At 70.4% G+C, this 18,531-nt stretch carries 21 protein-coding genes; 4 read left to right on the top strand and 17 right to left on the bottom strand.

Annotated features, from left to right (window positions below):
• Positions 1–35 precede the first annotated feature (35 nt).
• The 4 genes from BM333_RS08180 to BM333_RS08165 are packed head-to-tail and all read right to left on the bottom strand — an operon-like array spanning position 36 to position 2,683.
• Entirely contained in the window at positions 36–1,073 is a 1,038-nt protein-coding gene (locus BM333_RS08180; RefSeq protein WP_092309559.1) for a quinone-dependent dihydroorotate dehydrogenase, read from the bottom strand.
• Positions 1,064–1,414 carry a DUF952 domain-containing protein gene (locus BM333_RS08175; RefSeq protein ID WP_092309556.1) on the bottom strand — a complete coding sequence of 117 codons (351 nt, stop codon included), beginning with the start codon at positions 1,412–1,414 and terminating at the stop codon, positions 1,064–1,066. Before BM333_RS08175 ends, BM333_RS08180 begins: the two co-directional genes overlap by 10 nt.
• A complete protein-coding gene (locus BM333_RS08170; RefSeq protein ID WP_092309553.1) occupies positions 1,411–1,914 on the bottom strand; it encodes a SixA phosphatase family protein in 504 nt (167 codons plus the stop codon). Before BM333_RS08170 ends, BM333_RS08175 begins: the two co-directional genes overlap by 4 nt.
• 10 nt (positions 1,915–1,924) lie before the next feature.
• Positions 1,925–2,683, bottom strand: a complete 759-nt coding sequence (locus tag BM333_RS08165) for a class I SAM-dependent methyltransferase (protein ID WP_092309550.1) — start codon at positions 2,681–2,683, stop codon at positions 1,925–1,927.
• Between the two features lie 45 nt (positions 2,684–2,728).
• Here BM333_RS08165 and gloB point away from each other — a divergent pair, with 45 nt between their 5' ends.
• The gene (gene gloB / locus BM333_RS08160) at positions 2,729–3,457 is read left to right on the top strand and encodes a hydroxyacylglutathione hydrolase (protein ID WP_092309547.1); all 729 of its coding nucleotides are present in this window, start codon (positions 2,729–2,731) and stop codon (positions 3,455–3,457) included.
• Here the strand turns inward: gloB and BM333_RS08155 are convergent.
• The 5 genes from BM333_RS08155 to BM333_RS08135 all read right to left on the bottom strand — a co-directional run bounded on the left by BM333_RS08155 (position 3,447) and on the right by BM333_RS08135 (position 7,617).
• A complete protein-coding gene (locus tag BM333_RS08155) occupies positions 3,447–4,211 on the bottom strand; it encodes a DUF4908 domain-containing protein (RefSeq protein ID WP_245777196.1) in 765 nt (254 codons plus the stop codon). The genes gloB and BM333_RS08155 overlap by 11 nt on opposite strands.
• A gap of 100 nt (positions 4,212–4,311) precedes the next feature.
• Positions 4,312–5,037 (bottom strand): acetoacetyl-CoA reductase, encoded by a 726-nt coding sequence (phbB, locus tag BM333_RS08150; protein ID WP_092309541.1) that lies wholly within the window; start codon positions 5,035–5,037, stop codon positions 4,312–4,314.
• 92 nt (positions 5,038–5,129) lie between these two features.
• On the bottom strand, positions 5,130–6,200 hold the full coding sequence (locus BM333_RS08145) for an NAD(P)-dependent alcohol dehydrogenase (RefSeq protein WP_092309538.1): 1,071 nt from the start codon (positions 6,198–6,200) through the stop codon (positions 5,130–5,132).
• A 55-nt stretch (positions 6,201–6,255) separates the two neighbouring features.
• A complete protein-coding gene (locus BM333_RS08140) occupies positions 6,256–7,005 on the bottom strand; it encodes a DUF72 domain-containing protein (protein ID WP_092309535.1) in 750 nt (249 codons plus the stop codon).
• Between the two features lie 30 nt (positions 7,006–7,035).
• Complete coding sequence (locus BM333_RS08135) at positions 7,036–7,617, bottom strand: TetR/AcrR family transcriptional regulator (protein ID WP_092309532.1); 582 nt, start codon at positions 7,615–7,617, stop codon at positions 7,036–7,038.
• 134 nt (positions 7,618–7,751) lie between these two features.
• Here BM333_RS08135 and BM333_RS08130 point away from each other — a divergent pair, with 134 nt between their 5' ends.
• The gene (locus BM333_RS08130; RefSeq protein ID WP_092309529.1) at positions 7,752–8,042 is read left to right on the top strand and encodes a CC_3452 family protein; all 291 of its coding nucleotides are present in this window, start codon (positions 7,752–7,754) and stop codon (positions 8,040–8,042) included.
• A gap of 67 nt (positions 8,043–8,109) precedes the next feature.
• A complete protein-coding gene (locus BM333_RS08125; protein ID WP_218151438.1) occupies positions 8,110–9,129 on the top strand; it encodes a histone deacetylase family protein in 1,020 nt (339 codons plus the stop codon).
• A 3-nt stretch (positions 9,130–9,132) separates the two neighbouring features.
• Here the strand turns inward: BM333_RS08125 and BM333_RS08120 are convergent, their stop codons facing one another.
• The 6 genes from BM333_RS08120 to BM333_RS08095 all read right to left on the bottom strand — a co-directional run bounded on the left by BM333_RS08120 (position 9,133) and on the right by BM333_RS08095 (position 15,830).
• Positions 9,133–10,494: a glutamate--cysteine ligase gene (locus tag BM333_RS08120; RefSeq protein ID WP_092309526.1), complete on the bottom strand. Its 1,362-nt coding sequence runs from the start codon at positions 10,492–10,494 to the stop codon at positions 9,133–9,135.
• Between the two features lie 97 nt (positions 10,495–10,591).
• On the bottom strand, positions 10,592–11,311 hold the full coding sequence (locus BM333_RS08115) for a 16S rRNA (uracil(1498)-N(3))-methyltransferase (RefSeq protein ID WP_092309523.1): 720 nt from the start codon (positions 11,309–11,311) through the stop codon (positions 10,592–10,594).
• 24 nt (positions 11,312–11,335) lie between these two features.
• Entirely contained in the window at positions 11,336–12,142 is an 807-nt protein-coding gene (locus BM333_RS08110; protein ID WP_092309520.1) for a hypothetical protein, read from the bottom strand.
• Positions 12,143–12,230: 88 nt separating this feature from the next.
• Positions 12,231–13,394, bottom strand: a complete 1,164-nt coding sequence (locus BM333_RS08105; protein WP_092309517.1) for an acyl-CoA dehydrogenase family protein — start codon at positions 13,392–13,394, stop codon at positions 12,231–12,233.
• A gap of 165 nt (positions 13,395–13,559) precedes the next feature.
• Positions 13,560–15,341: an acyl-CoA dehydrogenase C-terminal domain-containing protein gene (locus BM333_RS08100; RefSeq protein ID WP_092309514.1), complete on the bottom strand. Its 1,782-nt coding sequence runs from the start codon at positions 15,339–15,341 to the stop codon at positions 13,560–13,562.
• A 3-nt stretch (positions 15,342–15,344) separates the two neighbouring features.
• Positions 15,345–15,830, bottom strand: a complete 486-nt coding sequence (locus BM333_RS08095; protein ID WP_092309511.1) for a MerR family transcriptional regulator — start codon at positions 15,828–15,830, stop codon at positions 15,345–15,347.
• A gap of 146 nt (positions 15,831–15,976) precedes the next feature.
• Between BM333_RS08095 and BM333_RS08090 the strand changes: the two genes are divergently transcribed.
• Entirely contained in the window at positions 15,977–16,309 is a 333-nt protein-coding gene (locus tag BM333_RS08090) for a hypothetical protein (protein ID WP_092309507.1), read from the top strand.
• Between the two features lie 7 nt (positions 16,310–16,316).
• Here the strand turns inward: BM333_RS08090 and BM333_RS08085 are convergent, their stop codons facing one another.
• The gene (locus tag BM333_RS08085) at positions 16,317–16,739 is read right to left on the bottom strand and encodes a DoxX family protein (RefSeq protein WP_092309505.1); all 423 of its coding nucleotides are present in this window, start codon (positions 16,737–16,739) and stop codon (positions 16,317–16,319) included.
• A 293-nt stretch (positions 16,740–17,032) separates the two neighbouring features.
• Complete coding sequence (locus tag BM333_RS08080; protein WP_092309502.1) at positions 17,033–18,487, bottom strand: protein adenylyltransferase SelO family protein; 1,455 nt, start codon at positions 18,485–18,487, stop codon at positions 17,033–17,035.
• Between the last annotated feature and the right edge of the window lie 44 nt (positions 18,488–18,531).

The following is an 18,531-nucleotide window of genomic DNA, read 5'->3' as shown; positions in this document are numbered from 1 at the left end:
GGCCGCCACTATCGGCCCCTTGCCCTAACGCTCCGTCAACGGGCCGTTCCGACGGCCTCCGCGGCGGAGGCGAAGCCGTCGGCGCGCAGCCGGTCCGCGAGATCCCGTTTGATGCGGCCGACCAGGCCCGGCCCGTCGTATACGAGCGCCGAGTAGAGCTGCACCGCGCAGGCTCCGGCGCGGATGCGGGCGTAGGCCTCGTCGCCCGAGTCGATCCCGCCCACCGCGATCAGCGGCAACCGACCGGCCGAGGCCTCGGCGGCGGCCTGCAGCGCAGCCCGGGCCCGCGCCTGCACGGGAGCGCCGGACAGCCCGCCCGCCTCGTTCCGATGCGGCGACCGCAGGCTGGCCGGTCGGTCGAGCGTGGTGTTGGAGACGACCAGGGCGTCCAGGCGATGATCCAGCCCGGCCTCCACGATCATGCCGATCTCGTCAGACGACAGGTCGGGGGCGATCTTGAGAAAGACCGGCGTGGGGTCGTCGCCCCGCGCCTCGCTGAGTCGGCCCAGCAGGTCGTCGAGAGCCGTGCGGCCCTGCAGCGCCCGAAGGCCGGGCGTATTGGGCGACGACACATTGACCGTCACATAGTCGGCGAGCCCCTTCAGGCGGGTCAGGCCGAGCACATAGTCCGCGGCCTTGTCCTCGGTATCCTTGTTGGCCCCGAGATTGGCCCCGACCACGACGGTCCGCGGCCGCCGCTCCAGCCGCGCCGCGAAGGCCTCGAGACCGGCGTTGTTGAACCCCATGCGATTGATGATCGCGCGGTCCTCGGTCAGCCGGAACAGGCGGGGCCGCGAATTGCCCGGCTGCGGACGCGGCGTCACCGAGCCGCACTCGACGAAGCCGAAGCCCAGGCGGGCCAGCCCGTGCAGGGCCTCGCCGTTCTTGTCCAGCCCGGCCGCGAGGCCGACGGGGTTGGGCAGTTCGAGCCGGCCGATGCGCGTGCGCAGCACCGGATCGTCCGGTTTCGGCTCCGGCAGGGGCGCCAGCTGCAGGGCGCGGATCGCCAGCCCGTGGGCCGTCTCCGGATCAAGCCTGCGCAGCAGGGCGGCCCCCAGGTCGGTCAGTCCCATCCCACCGTCCCGTCGTCGAAATGCATCACGCCGTCCGCGTCGACCGCGAGACCGCGCTCCGACACGACGGCGCTGCGCGGCAGCGGCCCGTAAACGTGCGGGAACAGGGCCCCGCCGCGTGACGGCTCCCACACCACGGCGTCGCCCAGACGAGCCGTCTCGACGTCGAGGAGCAACAGGCTCTCCCGGCCGCGATAGTGCCGGGCCGCGGTCTCGGCCAGTTGCCCGGAAGTGGACATGTGAATGTAGCCGTCCGCGAGATCCACCGCCGAACCGCCATAGGCGTCGCCGGCGGCGTGCCACTCGTCCGCATCGACCAGCTTGTAGGCGATCCCGCTCACCGGCCGTCCAGCTCCCGGGGCTGCAGGAAGCCGTCGAACAGGCAGCGGCCGGCGACGTCCACCGTAAAGACCGCCGCCGCCCCCGGCGGGAAGCCGCCGCTCATCCGGTCCATCAGCGCCGGGGAGGCGGCGCCCTCGGTCATGTATTCGAGGGCCAGGAGATGGACGCCCGGATTGTGGGCCACGACCAGCAGGCAGCCGGCCTCGTCCTCCGCGGCCTCGACGAACCGGCGCAGGACGTCGGCGGAGCCGTTATAGAGCGCCTCGTCGTCGCGCACCTGCACGTCGCCCAAGGCGTCGTGAACGAGATTCCAGGTCTGGCGCGTGCGCGCCGCGGGCGACACGAGGGCCAGGTCGGGGCGCAGGCCCCGCGCCGCCAGCGCCTGTCCCATCAGGGACGCGTCGGCGCGGCCGCGGGCGGACAGAGGCCGATCGCGGTCGCCGCCGGCGCCGCAGGACCGTTCCGCCTCGGCATGACGCATCAGGATCAGTCGCTGCATGCGCCGCCCTTTAGGGCGCTTCGGAGCTTCCCGCCAGATCGCGGTGGCTTCGGCCGGCAGGCTGCGGGTTCATCGCCGGGGTCAGCGCCGCGACCGGCGCGACCGCCCCGCCGGGCCGGACCCGGGCATAGGCCTGGCGCGTCGCTTCCAGGAGGACGACGCCGGCGGCGCCGGGCAGCACCCGCTTGCCGACCTGCTCCAGGCCCTCCGCGAACGGCAGCACCGGCGGCCACGGCGGCACATAGAGCGTCTGCGACCATGCTGTCGGCTCCAGGCCCGCGTCGCGGACCAGCCGCTCCAGCTGGCGGCGTGTGAACGGTCGACCGTGTCCGAACGGGGTGGATTCCGCCCGGGCCCAGAGGCCGCCGCGCGCCGCGGCGATCAGGATGATCCGGCCGGCGGGCGCCATGGCCCGCACGGCCTCGAGCATCAACGCCCGGGCGTCGTCCGCCTCCTCCAGGGCATGCACCAGCAACACGCGATCGAACGTCCCGGCCGCGAAGGGCAGGCGGCGGTCGTCCACGAGCAGGGACCGGTTCCTTCCCACCGGGGGCCATGGCTCGACCCCCTGGCCGCCGGGCATCGCCGCCACCACGCGGCGGGCGCCGACGAAGGCGTCCAGCCAGGGGGTGGCGTAGCCGAGCCCGAGAACGTCGCAGTTCGTCGCCTCGCCCCAGGCGTCTTCCAGCCGCCGCGCCAGCATCCGGCGCGCCACGGCTCCGGCCGGCTCGCCGTAGAAGATCCGGAGCTCCTCGATGCTGCGCCGCATGCCCGCAGCATAGACCCGCAGGGGGCTCGCTGCCAGAATGACCGGATGCCGCTGGACGTTCGCCTGTTTCCCTGCCTGTCCGACAACTACGGCTTCCTGGTGCGCGACCACGCCACCGGCGCCGTGGCGGCCGTCGACACGCCCGACGCCGATGCGATCCTCGCCGATCTCGAGGCGTCCGGCTGGGGCCGGCTGGACCTGATCCTCAACACCCACTGGCACCCCGATCACAGCCAGGGCAATGCGGCGCTGAAGGCGGCGACCGGCTGTGAAATCTTCGGGCCGGAAGAAGTGCGCCGCGCCGCGCCGCTGGACCGCGCGGTTCGCGGCGGCGACCGGGTCAGCCTCGGCGCCACGGTGATGGAAGTGGTCGACGCGCCGGGCCACACCCTCGGCCACGTCGTCTACCGCTCGGCGGCCGACGCCCAGGCCTTCGTCGGCGACGTCCTGTTCGTCATGGGCTGCGGCCGGCTGTTCGAGGGTTCGCCGGAGCAGATGTGGTCAAGCCTCCAGATCCTGGCGGGGTGGCCGGACGAGACCGTGATCTGGTGCGCCCACGAATACACCGCGTCCAACGCCCGCTTCGCGCTGAGCGTCGACGAGCGCCCGGAGATGGAGGCGCGCGCCGCCGGCATCCTCGCGATGCGCGAGCGGGGCGAGCCGACCGTGCCGACCACCATCGGCGCGGAGAGGGCCTTCAACCCCTTCCTTCGCGCCGCGGACGCCGCGGCCTTCGCAGCGCTGCGCGCGGCCAAGGACGGGTTCAGCGGCTAGCGGATGCCTGCGGCAGGAAGGCCCGGATCACCCGCGCCGACGACGGCCGGCCGGCCACGCCCTGCGCCGGCGCCACCACGACGCGCAGTTCGCCGCGGACGTAGTTCACCGAGGCGCTTGTCCCTTCGACGATGACGATGCGACGCAGCTGGTTCAGCGCTTCGCGGCCGCCCGGCGAGCGTGAAATGCGTACGACCGCGTCCGTCGACAGGATGAGCGCCTCGACCGCCAGCGCTTCGGACTCGACGCCGGTGTCGGCGTTGATCTCGACCATCCGGCCGACCGCCTGGCTGACCACGGCGCTGCGTCGCAGCATCAGGTTGAGCATCTGGGCCGGCCCCAGCAGCGGCGGCGACAGGCTCTGACCCTGGCCCGCGTAGGAGGCAGGAGATCCTCCGGGCGCACGCGCCGTATAGACGGTGATGCCGCCGTTGGGCGTGACCCGCAGCACCTGCTGGCCGGCGTCGTTGCGGTAGATCACATCGCCGCGCGGGGCGGGGCTGGCCCGGAGCACCCACGTCTCCTGCCGCCGGTCGAAGCGAAGCAGCGGGTGGTTGCCCGAACGGTCGAGGACGAAGCCTTCCCCGGTGGCCGAGACATACCGCCCGGGAGCAGGCAGGGCGCCCGAGGACCGGCGCTGGTCGCGCAGGGCGCGGCTCTGCTCGGCCTGGGCGTTGGCGCGTTCCTGGGCGGAGGCGCTGGCGCCCGGGGTGACCGTCAGCGACAGGGCCGCGGCCGCGAGGGCGATCGCCATCGCGGTCGGAAGCGGCCTGCGCGCCGTCCTGACCCTCGCCGTCAACTCCATGGCCGTCTTGGTGGAATCCGGGAGCGGCGGATTTTGGGCAGGGCCCGGATCACCCGACCAGATACTGACCGCCGTTCAGCGACAGGGTGCAGCCTGTGACATATCCGGCACGCTCACCCGCCAGCCACGATGCCATGTCGGCGATTTCCTCGCCTTTTCCGAGCCTTCCCACCGGGATCTGGGCGATGATCCCGGCCAGCACCTTCTCGTCCATGGCCCCAACCATCTCGGTGTCGATGTAGCCGGGGGCGATACAATTCACCGTGACTCCCTTGCGCGCGTTCTCCAGCGCCAGGGCCTTGGTGAAGCCGATCATGCCCGCCTTGGCGGCCGAGTAGTTGGTCTGGCCGATCTGGCCTTTCTGGCCGTTGATCGAGCTGATGTTGACGATCCGGCCCCAGCCGCGGTCGCGCATGCCGTTGATGACCTGCCGGGTCATGTTGAACACACTGTCCATGTTCACCCGGATCACGTCGGACCACTGGTCGGCGCTCATCTTGTGGAAGAAGCCGTCGCGGGTGATGCCGGCGTTGTTGATCAGGACGTCGACGGGCCCCAGCGCCGCCTCGACCTCGGCCACGGCGCGCTGGCAATCCTCGAACGATCCGACGTTGCCCTTCACCACCATGACGCCCAGCTCGCGCGCCGTCGCCTGTGCGGCCTCCTCGTTGCCCGAATAGCCGGCCGCGACGGCCAGGCCGTCCTCCTTCAGCCGCTGGGCGATGGCCTTGCCGATGCCGCGAGTGCCGCCGGTCACGAGTGCGACGCGTGCCATGTGCGTATCCTGTCCCTGGAGCGGCGGCCTCTGCCGCGGGCCGCCTGCGTCGGATACGCTTTAGCTTGCGATGCGTTGCGCGAAAAGCGCCGTTACGCCGCCTGTGGCATCCGCGCCATGTCGATCACGAAGCGGTAGCGTACGTCCGACCGCTCCATCCGCGCGTAGGCTTCGTTGATCTGGTCCGGTGCGATCGTCTCGATGTCGCAGGCGATGCCGTGCTCGGCGCAGAAGTCCAGCATCTCCTGGGTTTCCCGGATCCCGCCGATCAGGCTGCCGGCCACGCTGCGGCGGCGCCACAGCAGGGGCATGGCGTAGACTGGCAGGCCTTCGGTGGTCAGGCCCAGCATGACCATGGTTCCGTCGCGCGCCAGCAGGTTGATATGGCTGGCGATCTCGTGCGTGGCCGAGACCGTATTGATGATCAGGTCGAACTTCTCCGCCGCCGCCTTCATGGCCGCCTTGTCCGAGTTGATCAGGAAGTGCTTGGCCCCCATCCGCTCGGCGTCGCCCTTCTTCCGGTCCGAGGTGGACAGCACCGTCACCTCGGCGCCCATCGCCGCCGCCAGCTTCACGGCCATGTGGCCGAGCCCGCCCAGCCCGATCACCGCCACCTTCGACCCCGGTCCCACCTTCCAGTGGCGCAACGGGCTGTACGTCGTGATGCCGGCGCACAGCAGCGGCGCGGCGGCGTCCAGCGGCAGGGCGTCCGGGATGCGCAGCACGAAGTCCTGGTCGACCGTGATCCGGTCGGCGTAGCCGCCCTGGGTGATCGTCTGCCCGACCTCGCCGCCCTTCGGATCGGCCGAGCCGTAGGTCTGGGTCATGCCCGGCTCGCAGTACTGCTCCTCGCCCGCCGCGCACGCGGCGCAGGTGCGGCAGCTGTCGACCATGCAGCCGACGCCGACGCGGTCCCCGACCTTGAAGCGGCTGACGTCCGGCCCGACCGCGGTCACCACCCCGGCGATCTCGTGGCCGGGCACGATCGGATATCGGGTGCCGCCCAGGTCGTTCTTCGCCACGTGCAGGTCCGAGTGGCAGACGCCGCAGTATTTGATCTCGATGGCTACGTCGTTCGAGCCGGGGTCGCGCCGGTCGAAGCTGTAGGGGCTCAGCGGGGCGTCGGCGGCGGTCGCCGCGAAGGCGCGGGTGGCGATGGGCATGGGCAGGTCTCCTGGAAGCGGCTCAGGTGTGGGCGCGCCGGCGCTTGCGCAACCGTCAGCCGATCCTTTCGATCAGCGCCATGGCGGCGGCGGGGTTCCGCACCTTGGCCCCCGAGATGAAGTAGGCGAACACGTCGCCCCGCTTCGCCCAGTCCCGCGTGCGCGCCGCGATGGCGTCCAGCTCGGTCGACGTCATACCCGTCGGCTCGTCCTCGCGGCTCGACATCAGCCGGGCGTAGGTGAAGTCGGCCGTGGGCTGGTCGATGCGAGGCCACTCCGGCGCCTCTTCGTCCTCGGCGTAGACGATGGCGACCCCGTACTTTGCGGCCAGATCGTAGAACTGCGGCGTGTCGAAGCTGGCGTTCCGCACCTCCAGCGCATGGCGCAGGCGCAGCCCGTCCTTTTCCTGCGGCAGCAGCTTCAGGAAGCCTTCGAAGTCCTCCGGGTCGAACTTCTTCGTGCCCATAAACTGCCAGTTGATCGGCCCCAGCTTGTCGCCCAGCGCCGTCAGCCCCTGGTCGAGGAAACGGCCCATCGACTCGCCCATGTCCGACAGGACCTTGCGATTGGTGCAGTAGCGGCTGGCCTTGACCGAAAAGACGAACCCCTCCGGCGTCTCGTCGCGCCACTTCATCCAGCTGTCGGGCTTGAAGGTGGAATAGTAGGTCCCGTTGATCTCGATCGAGGTCAGCTGACGGCTGGCGTATTCCAGCTCGCGCTTCTGGCTCCACTTCTCCGGATAGAAGACGCCGCGCCACGGCTCGTAGGTCCAGCCGCCGACGCCGACGCGGATCGTGCCTGTCATCTCGCCCTCCTGTGCGGGACCGATGTGGCCTCAGCCGGCGGCCGGGACAAGCGCCCGGTAGGCGGCGCGGGCGTGAGCGCGAGCGGTCGCGTCGTCCAGCAGCCGCTTCGAATGGCTGTAGGACAGCACCATCCCCTTGTACTGGAACACCTTCGCGTCCAGCGCCGCGTCGTCCAGCTCGGGATACAGCGTCCAGAATTCGCGACGGATGGCCCTGGCCCAGCGCAGTTGGCTCGACTTCAGCACGTCGCGCAGCGGGCCCGGCTGGTCGTCCAGTTCGGCCGCGGCGGCCATCAGCGGGCAGCCGCCCGGCCGGTCCTGACCGTCGACCCAGTCCAGCTCCAGCTCGACCAGACGGTCCAGCCGCTCCCGTCCCGGCGTCAGCCCCTCGGCGGGCCGCCACACCTGCTGGGTAAAGCGCTCGATCATGGCGTCGACCAGTTCGGCGTGCAGCGCCTCCTTGGACTGGAAATGCTTCAGCACGGCGCTCTTCGACACGCCCGCCGCGGTCGCCACATCGGCCAGGCTGACCGCGGCGAGCCCCCGCACCGCGACCAGCCGCATGGCCTCGTCGATCAGCCGCGCCCGCGTCGCCTCGCCCTTGCTGGCCATATCCGGACTCCAAAAGTGCCCGATCGGACACTTTCCTCTTGACTCAAAGTGACCGACTGGTCACTCATTGGTGTACGACCGGTCACTTCTACACGGGATCGGCCGCCCTGACCACCCTTCCTGGAGGAAGCGCCATGCTTCTCACGTCCCTCGCCCTCGCCGCCGCCCTTCTCGCCCAGCCCGCCGTCGCCGGCGCCGCCGCCACCCTCGTGGAGCCCCGCGAAGCCCGAATGACCCTCGACGGCCGCAGCTGGTCCTGCGACTCCGCCGGCCAGTGCATCGGCCGCGGCGGCGGAAACACCCAGCCGCTGATGCGCGAGTGCCGTCGCTTCGTCGCCCGCTTCGGCGCCGTCTCGGCCTTCTCGCGGAACGGTCTCGCCCTGACCGAGGCCGAGCTGGGCCAGTGCAACGCCGCAGTCGCCTGACCCTCCGCAGGGCGCCACGGCCGTGCTAGCCCTCCTCCGCCGCGCCCCAGCGGCGAGGAGGGCTGACATGGCCGCATCGATGTTCCGGGTCTTCGATCCCCGCCAGCTCGCTCACGCTCCGGCGCAGGAGTTCCACAATGGCGGCTGGGCCCCCCACGCTGATCTCCCCGCCCGCGCCGCCAATATCGCCGACCGGCTGGCGCCGTTCGAGCCGGCCCGCGACCTCGGCCGGACGCCGATCCTGCGGGTCCACACGCCCGAGTACGTCGACTTTCTCGAGCACGCCCACGCCGACTGGCGCGCCGCGGGCCGACCCGGCGACGCCATCGGCTACGCCTGGCCGGTGGTCGGCCGTCGGCCGCTCAACCTCGACCGCATCGACGCCCGCCTCGGCCGCTTCTCCTACGACGCCTGCACTCCGGTCACGCCCGGGACGTGGGAGGCGTCGTACTGGGCGGCGCAGACCGCCCTGACGGCGCTCCAGCCGGTGCTCGACGGCCGGGAACGGACCAGTTTCGCCCTGTGCCGCCCGCCCGGCCACCACGCCGGCGCCGACTACCTCGGCGGCTACTGCTACCTGAACAACGCCGCCATCGCGGCGCGGGCGGCGCGCGACGCCGGGCACGCCCGCGTCGCCGTGCTGGATGTCGACTACCATCACGGCAACGGCACCCAGGACATCTTCCTCGACGACGGTTCGGTGTTCTTCGCCTCCATCCACGCCGATCCGGCCAGCGACTACCCCTTCTTCTGGGGCCATGCCGACGAGCGCGGCGTCGGCGAAGGGGAGGGGGCCAACCTCAACCTGCCGCTACCGCGGGGCACGACCTTCGAGGCCTACGTCGCCGCCCTCGACACGGCGCTTGAGGCCGTCGCCCGGTTCGATCCCTCGCTGCTGGTGGTCTCCTTCGGCGCCGACACCTTCGAGGGCGACCCGATCTCCCACTTCCGCATCGCCACGGGCGACTACCCGCGGCTGGCCGAACGCATCGCCGCGCTCGGGCGGCCGACCCTGATCGTCATGGAAGGCGGCTACGCCGTCGACGCCCTCGCCGACAACGTCGAGGGCTTCCTGTCGGGGTTCTGAGGCTCAGTAGGCGAAGTCGCGGTACACCCGCTCCACATCGCCCTGCCAGTCGCCGTGGTACAGCTCCAGCAGCCGCTCGGCCGGGGTGATCCCGCTGTCCGCGATGTCCTCCAGCTCCGACAGGTAGCCGCGCTCGTCGACCATGCCGCCCGAGAAGCGGGCGCGGTTCTTGAGCCCCTGCCGGGCGATGGCGACCATGTCCCGGGCCACGTCCTGCACTGTGCGGCCGGCGACCTCGGCCTTCAGCCCCAGCCGGGTGACGTCGCGGCGCAGGCGCTCGTGGTCGGCGATGTCCCAGTCCTTGACCAGGTCCCACGCCGCCGCCAGCGACGGGGCGTCGTACAGCACCCCGGCCCACAGGGCGGGCAGGGCGCAGATCCGGCTCCACGGCCCGCCGTCGGCGCCGCGCATCTCGAGGTACTGCTTCAGCCGCACCTCGGGGAAGAGGGTGGTCAGGTGATCGGCCCAGTCCTTCTTCGTGGCGCGCTCGCCGGGCAGGGCGTCCAGCCGGCCCTCCATGAAGGCGCGGAACGACTGGCCGGACAGGTCGACGTAGCGCTCGCCCCGCTTGGCGAAATACATCGGCACGTCCAGCGCGTAGTCGGCGTAGCGCTCGAAGCCGAAGCCGTCCTCGAACACGAAGTCCAGCATGCCGGTGCGGTCCGGATCGGTGTCGGTCCAGACGTTCGCCCGCGCGGTCAGGAAGCCGTTGGGCCTGCCCTCGGTGAACGGGCTGTTGGCGAACAGGGCGGTGGCGATCGGCTGCAGGGCCAGAGAGGTGCGGAACTTCAGCACCATGTCCGCCTCGCTGTCGAAGTCGAGGTTGGCCTGGATGGTGCAGGTGCGCAGCATCATGTCGAGGCCCAGCCCGCCCTTCTTCGGCATGTAGGCGCGCATGATGTCGTAGCGGCCCTTGGGCATGACCGGCACGTCCTCGCGCCGCCACATCGGATCGAAGCCGAGGCCGAGGAAGCCGAGCCCCAGCTGGTCGGCCACCTGCTTGACCTCGACCAGATGCCGGCCGGTCTCGTCGCAGATGTCGTGGATGTCCTTCAGCGGCGCGCCCGACAGCTCGAACTGCCCGCCCGGCTCAAGGCTGATGGAGGCGGTGAATCCTTCGTCGTTGGTGCGCTCCAGGGCGATGACGTGGCCGCCCTCGTCGACCGGGCTCCAGCCGAACCGCTGCAGACCCTCCAGCATGGCGCGGATGCCGTTGTCGCCGTCGTAGGCCGGGCGGCGCAGGGTCGACTTGTCGAAGCCGAACTTCTCGTGCTCGGCCCCGATGCGCCACTGGTCGCGGGGCTTGATCCCCTTCGACATCGCGCCGATCAGGTCGTCCCGGGTAAGCGGCGCGTCGTCGGCCATGGGTGTTCTCTTCAGCCCCTGTGTCGCCGCTAGATGGGCGGGTCGGGCCGCCCGCTCAAGTCCCATTTTTCCGTCGCGCCGATAAGCCAGGCTTGGCCTATCGTTCCCAGTCGCCGACCGCCGCCTGCCACAGCGTCAGCGCCGTGGTCGCCGCCGTGTCGGCGCGCAGCACCCGCGGGCCCAGCGAGACCGCGGTGGTGAACGGCAAGGCCCGCAGCCGCTCGCGCTCCTCCGGCGAAAAGCCGCCCTCCGGCCCGATCAGAATGGCCCAGGAACCGCCGCCCGCCTCCGCCAGCGCCGTGAGCGCCGGCGCGCCGCCGGTCTCGTCGCAGAACATCAGCCGGCGCGACGCGTCCCAGCCGTCCAGCACCTCCGCCAGCCTCCGCGGCGCCGCCACCTTCGGCACGTCCAGCCGCCCGGTCTGCTCGGCGCTTTCCTCGGCGATGGCCTCCAGCCGGTCCATGCGCACATGCTGCGGCTGGGTCCGCGCCGTCGTGATCAGCCCGATCCGCGCCGCCCCCAGCTCGGTGGCTTTCTCGACGGCGAACTCCAGCGCCGACTTCTTCACCGTGGCGATGAGCAGGTGCACATCCGGCGGCGTGACCTGCTCGCGCACCTTCTCCTCGGCGCGCAGCACCACGCCCTTCTTCAGCGCCTCTGCGATCACACACCGCCACTCGCCGTCGGCGCCGTTGAACACCAGCAGCGGGTCGCCGGCCTTCAGCCGCATCACCTGGGTCAGGTAGCGCGACTGGTCGAGCGTCGGCGCGAGCGCCGCGCCGGCGGACAGGGGCTGGGGGATGTGGAGGCGGATCATATCCGCGCCATAGCGCTCAACGGCTCACTGCGGAATGATTTCGCAGCTGTACGTGTCGGTTGCCCGCTGCCGAACAAAGGGCTGTCCGCGCAGATCAATCTGCGTCGTTGCGGTCGTGCTGTACCGCAGGACGAGCCCGGTCTCCGCGTCGTGCAACACCTCACCGGCCGTAACGTGATCCATCTCCATCGGGGCTCCATTGACGTCCCCCGATCCCTGGGCGGTGAGTTCGCCGGAGAAGCGCCAGGCGCGGCGGCCCTCATGTCGGGTCTCACCGCGGTACCGGATGTCGATCGCCCCGTCCGCGGCGAACGGAAGGCCCATGTTGCCGATCATCCGGTTGATGAGGCTGCGTCGCAGGGGTTCCGGGTAGTACTGATCGCCCACGGCGAAGGTCCGGCCGATCAGCAGGCGCTCCGGTACGTCATCCGCCAGAGCAAGGGCCAGCGCCGGGACATCGGCGCGGGGGGTGGCGGCCGCCCAGGCCTCAATCGAAGAGCCCGTCAGGTTCGCGTCGGTCACCGCGCCATTGGCGGCGGTGCTGAACGTCAGCACGGTCGAGCCCTCGGGGGATGCCGAGGTGTGTTCAAAACGCAGGCCGTCGCCGGCGCGAATGGCCTTCAAACCTCGCGTGTTGGCCTCGACAGTCGGCTGGGCCCTGACGTTTTCGACCCCGCCGCTCATCAGCGTGACGTTCGAGACTTCGGCCTGGCAGGCGCGTTGCATCGTGGTTGAAAGAACGGGCGAGATACGCCCTGACTGCGCCTGCGCGATCTGCGGCGCCGCGGCGAGGACGAACACAGCCGCGGCGGCGGCGTGGCGGAAATACATGGCGACCCCCGGAAAATCGGCCTCCGTTATCCGCCGCGCGGCGCGGCATGGCAATGCGGGGTGGGGCGCCTGGTCCGCCCCCTTGCGCTCACAGCGTCCGCGCGATCAAGAGCTTCATGATCTCGTTGGTGCCGCCGTAGATGCGCTGCACCCGGGCGTCCTTGTACAGCTGGGCGATCGGGTACTCGGTCATGTAGCCGTAGCCGCCGAACAGCTGCAGCATCTCGTCGATGGTCTCGCCCTGGATGTCGGTGACCCAGTACTTGGCCATCGAGGCGGTGGCGGCGTCGAGCTCGCTCTTCAGGTGGCGCTCGATGCAGTGGTCGACGAACACCTTGGCGACGGTCAGCTTGGTCTTGACCTCGGCCAGCTTGAACTGGGTGTTCTGGAAGTCGAGGATGCGCTTGCCGAAGGCCTTGCGCTCCTTGACGTAGGCCAGGGTGTGCTCGAGGCCTCGCTCCGCCGCGGCCACGCCCTGGACGGCGATGTTCAGCCGCTCCTGCGGCAGCTGCTGCATCAGCTGGATGAAGCCCTGGCCCTCGCCGCCGCCGATGATGTTCTCGCCCGGGACCTTCACATCGTTGAAGAACAGCTCGGAGGTGTCGTTGGCCTCCATGCCGATCTTGTGCAGGTTGCGGCCGCGCTCGAAGCCCTCGGCCCCGTCGGTCTCGACGACGATCAGGCTGGTGCCCTTGGCCCCCTCGCTCGGGTCGGTCTTGGCCACCACGATGATGAAATTGGCCAGCTGGCCGTTGGTGATGAAGGTCTTGGACCCGTTCACCACATACTGGTTGCCGTCCTTGCGGGCGGTGGTCTTCACCCCTTGCAGGTCCGAGCCGGCGCCGGGCTCGGTCATGGCGATGGCCCCGACCAGCTCCCCCGACTGCAGCCGCGGCAGCCAGCGCGCCTTCTGCTCCTCGGTGCCGTAGTGCCAGATGTACGGCATGACGATCGCATTGTGCAGCGAGATGCCGAAGTGGTCCGCGCCCTTCCAGCCCAGCTGGCGCATCAGCACCACCTCGTGCCGGTAGTCGCCGCCCATGCCGCCGTCGGCTTCGGGCATTGACAGTCCCAGCAGCCCCGCCTCACCGGCGTCGTTCCACAGCTGGCGCGGCACCGAACTCCCGGCGATCCACTGCGCCATCTTCTCGGGCGGCGCGTGCTCGTCGATCCACTTGCCGACGCTGTCGGAGAAGAGGGTGATCTCCTCTTCCTGCATGAAGGCGGGATCGGGGGCGTTGAGGACGTTCATCTCATGTCTCCTCCCCACTCCGTGGGGAGGGGGACCGCGAAGCGGTGGAGGGGCTGTTCCCACCGCACAACTGCATCGAGTTCGAGGCCGGCAGCCCCTCCGTCTCGTCGGCTCCGCCGCCGATCCACCTCCCCATTCGCTCCGCGAACAGGGAGGAGACGAGGCTCAGAACGCCTCCGCCGGCAGGGTCATCAGCACGTCCGCGCCGGTCTTCAGCTTGGCCAGATGCGCGCCGGCGTCCGGCAACATGCGCTCGACGAAGTAGCGGCCGGTGGCGATCTTGTGGGCGTAGAACGGGTCGTCCGAGCCGCCGTCGATCGCCTTCTGCGCGGCGAGCGCCATCTGCGCCCACATGTAGGCCAGGGCCGTCAGGCCGAAGATGTGCAGGTAGTCGGTGCTCGCCGCGCCGGCGTTGTCCGGGTTCTGCATGCCGTTCTGCATCAGCCACATGGTGGCCTCCTGCAGCTTCTTCTTGGCGTCGGCCAGGCCGTCGATGAAGGGCTTCTGCGGGCCCTCGCCGCCGTGCTCCGCCACGAAGGCGTCGATCTCGCCGAACCAGGTCATGATCGCCCGGCCGCCGTTGGCCGGCAGCTTGCGGCCGACCAGATCCAGCGCCTGGATGCCGTTGGCGCCCTCGTAGATCATGGTGATGCGCGCGTCGCGCAGGTACTGCGAGGCCGGGAAGTGCTCGGTGTAGCCCGAGCCGCCGTGCACCTGCATGGCCAGCGAGGCGGCATGGAAGCCCCGGTCGGTCAGATAGGCCTTCAGCACCGGAGTGATCAGGCCCATGTAATCGCGCGCCTTCGTCGAGACCGCCTCGTCCTCCGAGCGCTGCAGGTCGGCCTGCAGCGCGGTCCACAGGATGAAAGCCTGGCCGCCCTCGACGATGGCCTTCGCCTCCAGCAGCATGCGGCGCACGTCGGGGTGGACCACGATCGGATCGGCCGGGCCGTCGGGGTTCTTGGGCCCGGTCAGCGAGCGGCCCTGCAGCCGGTCCTTCGCGAACTCCGCCGCCGCCTGGTAGGCCGCGGTGCCGATGGCCAGCCCCTGCAGGCCGGTGCCGAGGCGGGCCTCGTTCATCATGACGAACATCGCCGCCATGCCCTTGTTCTCGGTCCCGACCAGCCAGCCCTTTGCGCCCTCGTAGGACATCACGCAGGTGGCGTTGCCGTGGATGCCCATCTTGTGCTCGAGCCCGGCGCACTGGACTCCGTTACGCTCGCCCAGCGAGCCGTCCTCGTTGACGAGGAACTTGGGCACCACGAACAGGCTGATGCCCTTGATCCCCGCCGGCGCGCCCTCGATGCGGGCCAGCACCAGGTGGATGATGTTGTCGGTGAAGTCGTGCTCGCCGGAAGAGATCCAGATCTTCTGGCCGGTGATGCTGTAGCTGCCGTCGGCGTTGGGAACTGCCTTGGTGCGGATCAGCCCCAGATCGGTGCCGCACTGGGGCTCGGTCAGGTTCATCGTTCCGCCCCATTCGCCGCTGGCCAGCTTGGGCAGGTACATCGCCTTCTGCTCGTCCGAACCGTTGGCGTGCAGGCCCTCGTAGCAGCCGTGGGTCAGGCCGGGGTACATCGAGAAGGCGGGCGAGGCGGCGGCGGTGAATTGACCGAAGGCCATGCCGACGATGGTCGGCAGACCCTGTCCGCCGAACTCCGGGTCGCAGGTCAGGCTGGGCCAGCCGGCCTCGACCATCTGCTGGTAGGCTTCCTTCCAGCCGGTCGGGCCGGTGACCTTGCCGTCGTCCCACTTGCAGCCTTCCAGGTCGCCGGTCCGGTTGAGCGGGGCGATGACCTCCTCGGCGAACTTCGCCCCCTCCTCGAGGATCTGGCCGACCAGCTCGGACGACAGCTCGGAGAAGCCGGGCTGGTTGGAATAGCGGTCGATCTCCAGCACCTCGTTCAGAACGAAGGTCAGGTCGCGGACAGGCGCCTTGTAGGCCATGGACTACGCTCTCGCTTTGAAAGGCTGGTGATGATGGTCGGGGTTCAGACGCTCGCGCAGCAGCGAGGCGTATTCCTCGGCGCCGGGCAGCAGGTCGGGGCGGTGCTCGCCCAGCTTCTGCTCCATCCACTGACAGGCCTCCTCGGCCGTCTGGATGGCGCCTTCGATGTCTTCCAGCTGCTGCTTCAGCGCCGCGATCTGGGCCCGGTGGCGGCGCAGGGCCACCGCCATCTGGTGGGCGTTGTGATCCTTGCGGTCGTATAGATCCAGCATCTCCTGGATCTCCTGCAGGCTGAAGCCGATGCGCCGTCCGCGCAGGATCAGCTTCAGCCGCGCCCGGTCGCGGGCGTCATAGACCCGCGTCTGGCCCTTGCGGGCCGGGGTCAGCAGCCCCTTGTCCTCGTAGAAGCGCAGCGCCCGCGCTGTCGCCCCGAACTCGCGGCACAGCTGGCGGATCGAATAGGTGCGGTGATCGTCGGCGGTCGCCATGGCCGCCAGATAAACCGAACTTTACGTGCACGTAAAGGGAAGGTTTGGCGAGGCGACGGTTCGTCACTTCCGGATTCTGGCGCACCCTGCGGGAGGCGCTATACCGAGCATCGGGCTCTTCGTTCGGCCTCTCCGGAGTCTCAGTCATGTCCCTGTGGGTCGCGCTCGCCCTTCTGTCTCTCGCCTTCGACGACAGCCAGGAACGTTCACGGGCGCCTGACCCCGCCGGCCAGACGCTCCGGGTCGTCGCCGCCAACCGCGCCGAGTCCCGGCTGCGCTTCGAGCGCGACGGCCGGGTGATCGCCACCTTCGGCCAAAGCAGGATGAGCGGCCGGTGGACGAACGGCGCGGACGGCCTGTGCCCCCGATGGGGAGAGGCGCCGATCGAGTGCTGGCCCTACGAGCGTCCCTTCGTCGCGGGGCAGACCGTTACGGTGACGAGCTCCCGCGGAAATGTCGTGCAGGTGACCCGTCTCTGACAGGCCTTCAGCGAACCTCGCGCGCCCGCATCCACAGCACCGGCGCGGTGATGGCGATCAGCGCGAGGTTGGTCGCCGCGAGCCCGAACTCCAGGCCGAGCGCGTGGATGGCCAGCATCACCGTCTCCAGCGCCAGCAGACCGGCGGCGGCGGTCACCAGCAGCGGACGCCCCACCCTCCACGAGACCAGAGGCGCCAGCACCAGCGCCGCCAGCAGGATCTCGGCCACGCCGAGGCCGCGCACGAGGTTCTCCGAGGCGAGCGCCGGCCACTTCATCAGCTCGACGAGGTTCGCCATCGGCTCGCTCAGCTTGGCGTAGCCGGCGGCGATGAAGAACATCGCGATCCACCCCTGGAGGGTCCAGAGCGTGAGATTGCGGTAGCTCGCGTTCAGTCGCGAGCGGGCGGGGGAGAGGGCCTGAGAAGTCATGTCGATGACGCCCGGGGAGGAGCGCTCTTGTTGATTGGTAACAGTGGCGAGATCGGTTCTGCCGGGCGGTTGCGCAAGGGGCCGGGGCCGAAGCGTAACCTTCCGTGACCCGTTCTTGCCGCGCGGCCGGGGCCAAAGCGTGGCCGCAACCATAATTCCACGTAATGTGACGCCCGGGCGCGGAGCCGAGGTCGGCGGTCGGCAGGGCGAGGCGGGACAGGACACGGGGGCCTCCGGATCAGCGTCCCGCCGATCTACTGAAAGCCTGCCGCCACCCTGCTGTCAGCAGTCGTTCAGCGCCGGGCCTCCCCGGCGGTCCGGATTCGCCGGACCTTGTCCTCGAACGGCCCCCAGTCGTCCCGGGCGTCGATCGCCGCCCAGATCGCCTCGACCTCGTCGATCAGCATTTCCTCCGGCTCCGGCGCCGCGAAGACCGGATGCTCCAGCCGATCGGGCCGGTCCGGCTCGTGCTCGAACAGCGCGAAACGGAAGGCGTCGAAGGTCTCGCCCTGGTACAGCTTGCCGCGCGGCCCGCCGAGCGCCCGCGCCGACGAGGCGAAGCCGCCGAACCAGTCGTGGAACAGCGGCTCCCAGCGCAGCGCCTCTCCGCCCTCGCGCAGCAGCGCCAGCGTGGTGTCCAGCAGCCGCTGGTCCGCCGCCTCGCCGAGGCTGCTCACCCCCAGCCGGTCGAGGAAGGCCGCGCGCAGCTCGCGGATGTAGGCGGGGCCGAACCCGTTCAGGGCTTCGGTCAGCGGCTCGACCTCGGCCACCAGCTTCAGCGCCCCGCCGAGCTGGGTCAGGGCCCAGAACACCGCCTCGGGCTGGCGTGCGAAGGCGTACAGGCCGGTCTGGTCGAAATAGGCCGCCGTGAACCCCGGCTCATACCATGGCAGGAAGCGCCACGGCCCGTAGTCGAAGCTCTCGCCGGTGACGTTCAGGTTGTCGGTGTTCAGCACCCCGTGGACGAAGCCGGCTGCGACCCACCGCGCCGTCAGCCGGGCCGAAGCGGCCACCACCTCGCGCAGGAATCCGGCCACGTCACCCGCCGCCACCCGGGGGTGATAGAGGGCCCGCGCGTGCTCGACGAGCGTCTCGACCATGTCCGCCCGCCCGAAGTAGGCCGCGCGCTGGAACGTCCCGAAGCGGATGTGACTGTGCGACAGCCGCACCAGCACCGCCGAGCGGGTGGGGGAGGGTTCGTCCCCGCGCTCCAGCGCCTCGCCGGTCTCGATCAGGGAAAAGGCGCGGCTGGTGGGGACGCCCAGCGCCTCCAGCATCTCCGCCGCCAGCACCTCGCGCACCCCGCCCTTCAGGGTCAGCCGACCGTCGCCGCCCCGCGACCACGGCGTCTGGCCCGACCCCTTGGTGCCGAGATCCAGCAGCCGGCCTTGAGGGGCGCCGCCGCTCACGAGGCGGTCGCTCGCCGCCCGGGCGCCGACCGGGGCCTCCAGTACTTGCGCGGCGAGGAAGCCCCGCCCGTCGCCGAGGTCGGAATTGTAGGTGCGGAACTGGTGACCGTGGTAGCGCATCGCCACCGGCCCCGGCTGACCCGGCAGCGGTTCGAACCGGCCGAAGTGGGCGATCCATTCGGCGTCGTCGAGCGTCTCCAGCCCGACCGTCGCCGCGGCCCGATCGTTGCGGAAGCGCAGCCGGGTCTGGGGAAAGGCCGCCGCGTGTACGGCGTCGCCGTACGCCTCCCCGAGGTCGAAGAAGCGCGGCTCGGGGCGGTAGGCGGCGGACACGGGCATGGGGGGCAAATGCCTCGCCAGCGCGATGGCTGCAACCGCGCCGC

The sequence above is a fragment of the Brevundimonas viscosa genome (genome assembly GCF_900116065.1).
In the GTDB taxonomy this organism is placed as follows: domain Bacteria; phylum Pseudomonadota; class Alphaproteobacteria; order Caulobacterales; family Caulobacteraceae; genus Brevundimonas; species Brevundimonas viscosa.
This window is presented reverse-complemented; position numbering and strand designations above follow the sequence as displayed.

Coding starts and splice junctions, on each gene's coding strand:
- BM333_RS08180 (WP_092309559.1), bottom strand. CDS start 1,073: ATGGGACTGACCGACCTGGGGGCCGCCCTGCTGCGCAGGCTTGATCCG.
- BM333_RS08170 (WP_092309553.1), bottom strand. CDS start 1,914: ATGCAGCGACTGATCCTGATGCGTCATGCCGAGGCGGAACGGTCCTGC.
- BM333_RS08165 (WP_092309550.1), bottom strand. CDS start 2,683: ATGCGGCGCAGCATCGAGGAGCTCCGGATCTTCTACGGCGAGCCGGCC.
- gloB (WP_092309547.1), top strand. CDS start 2,729: ATGCCGCTGGACGTTCGCCTGTTTCCCTGCCTGTCCGACAACTACGGC.
- BM333_RS08155 (WP_245777196.1), bottom strand. CDS start 4,211: ATGGCGATCGCCCTCGCGGCCGCGGCCCTGTCGCTGACGGTCACCCCG.
- phbB (WP_092309541.1), bottom strand. CDS start 5,037: ATGGCACGCGTCGCACTCGTGACCGGCGGCACTCGCGGCATCGGCAAG.
- BM333_RS08145 (WP_092309538.1), bottom strand. CDS start 6,200: ATGCCCATCGCCACCCGCGCCTTCGCGGCGACCGCCGCCGACGCCCCG.
- BM333_RS08140 (WP_092309535.1), bottom strand. CDS start 7,005: ATGACAGGCACGATCCGCGTCGGCGTCGGCGGCTGGACCTACGAGCCG.
- BM333_RS08135 (WP_092309532.1), bottom strand. CDS start 7,617: ATGGCCAGCAAGGGCGAGGCGACGCGGGCGCGGCTGATCGACGAGGCC.
- BM333_RS08130 (WP_092309529.1), top strand. CDS start 7,752: ATGCTTCTCACGTCCCTCGCCCTCGCCGCCGCCCTTCTCGCCCAGCCC.
- BM333_RS08125 (WP_218151438.1), top strand. CDS start 8,110: ATGGCCGCATCGATGTTCCGGGTCTTCGATCCCCGCCAGCTCGCTCAC.
- BM333_RS08120 (WP_092309526.1), bottom strand. CDS start 10,494: ATGGCCGACGACGCGCCGCTTACCCGGGACGACCTGATCGGCGCGATG.
- BM333_RS08115 (WP_092309523.1), bottom strand. CDS start 11,311: ATGATCCGCCTCCACATCCCCCAGCCCCTGTCCGCCGGCGCGGCGCTC.
- BM333_RS08110 (WP_092309520.1), bottom strand. CDS start 12,142: ATGTATTTCCGCCACGCCGCCGCCGCGGCTGTGTTCGTCCTCGCCGCG.
- BM333_RS08105 (WP_092309517.1), bottom strand. CDS start 13,394: ATGAACGTCCTCAACGCCCCCGATCCCGCCTTCATGCAGGAAGAGGAG.
- BM333_RS08100 (WP_092309514.1), bottom strand. CDS start 15,341: ATGGCCTACAAGGCGCCTGTCCGCGACCTGACCTTCGTTCTGAACGAG.
- BM333_RS08095 (WP_092309511.1), bottom strand. CDS start 15,830: ATGGCGACCGCCGACGATCACCGCACCTATTCGATCCGCCAGCTGTGC.
- BM333_RS08090 (WP_092309507.1), top strand. CDS start 15,977: ATGTCCCTGTGGGTCGCGCTCGCCCTTCTGTCTCTCGCCTTCGACGAC.
- BM333_RS08085 (WP_092309505.1), bottom strand. CDS start 16,739: ATGACTTCTCAGGCCCTCTCCCCCGCCCGCTCGCGACTGAACGCGAGC.
- BM333_RS08080 (WP_092309502.1), bottom strand. CDS start 18,487: ATGCCCGTGTCCGCCGCCTACCGCCCCGAGCCGCGCTTCTTCGACCTC.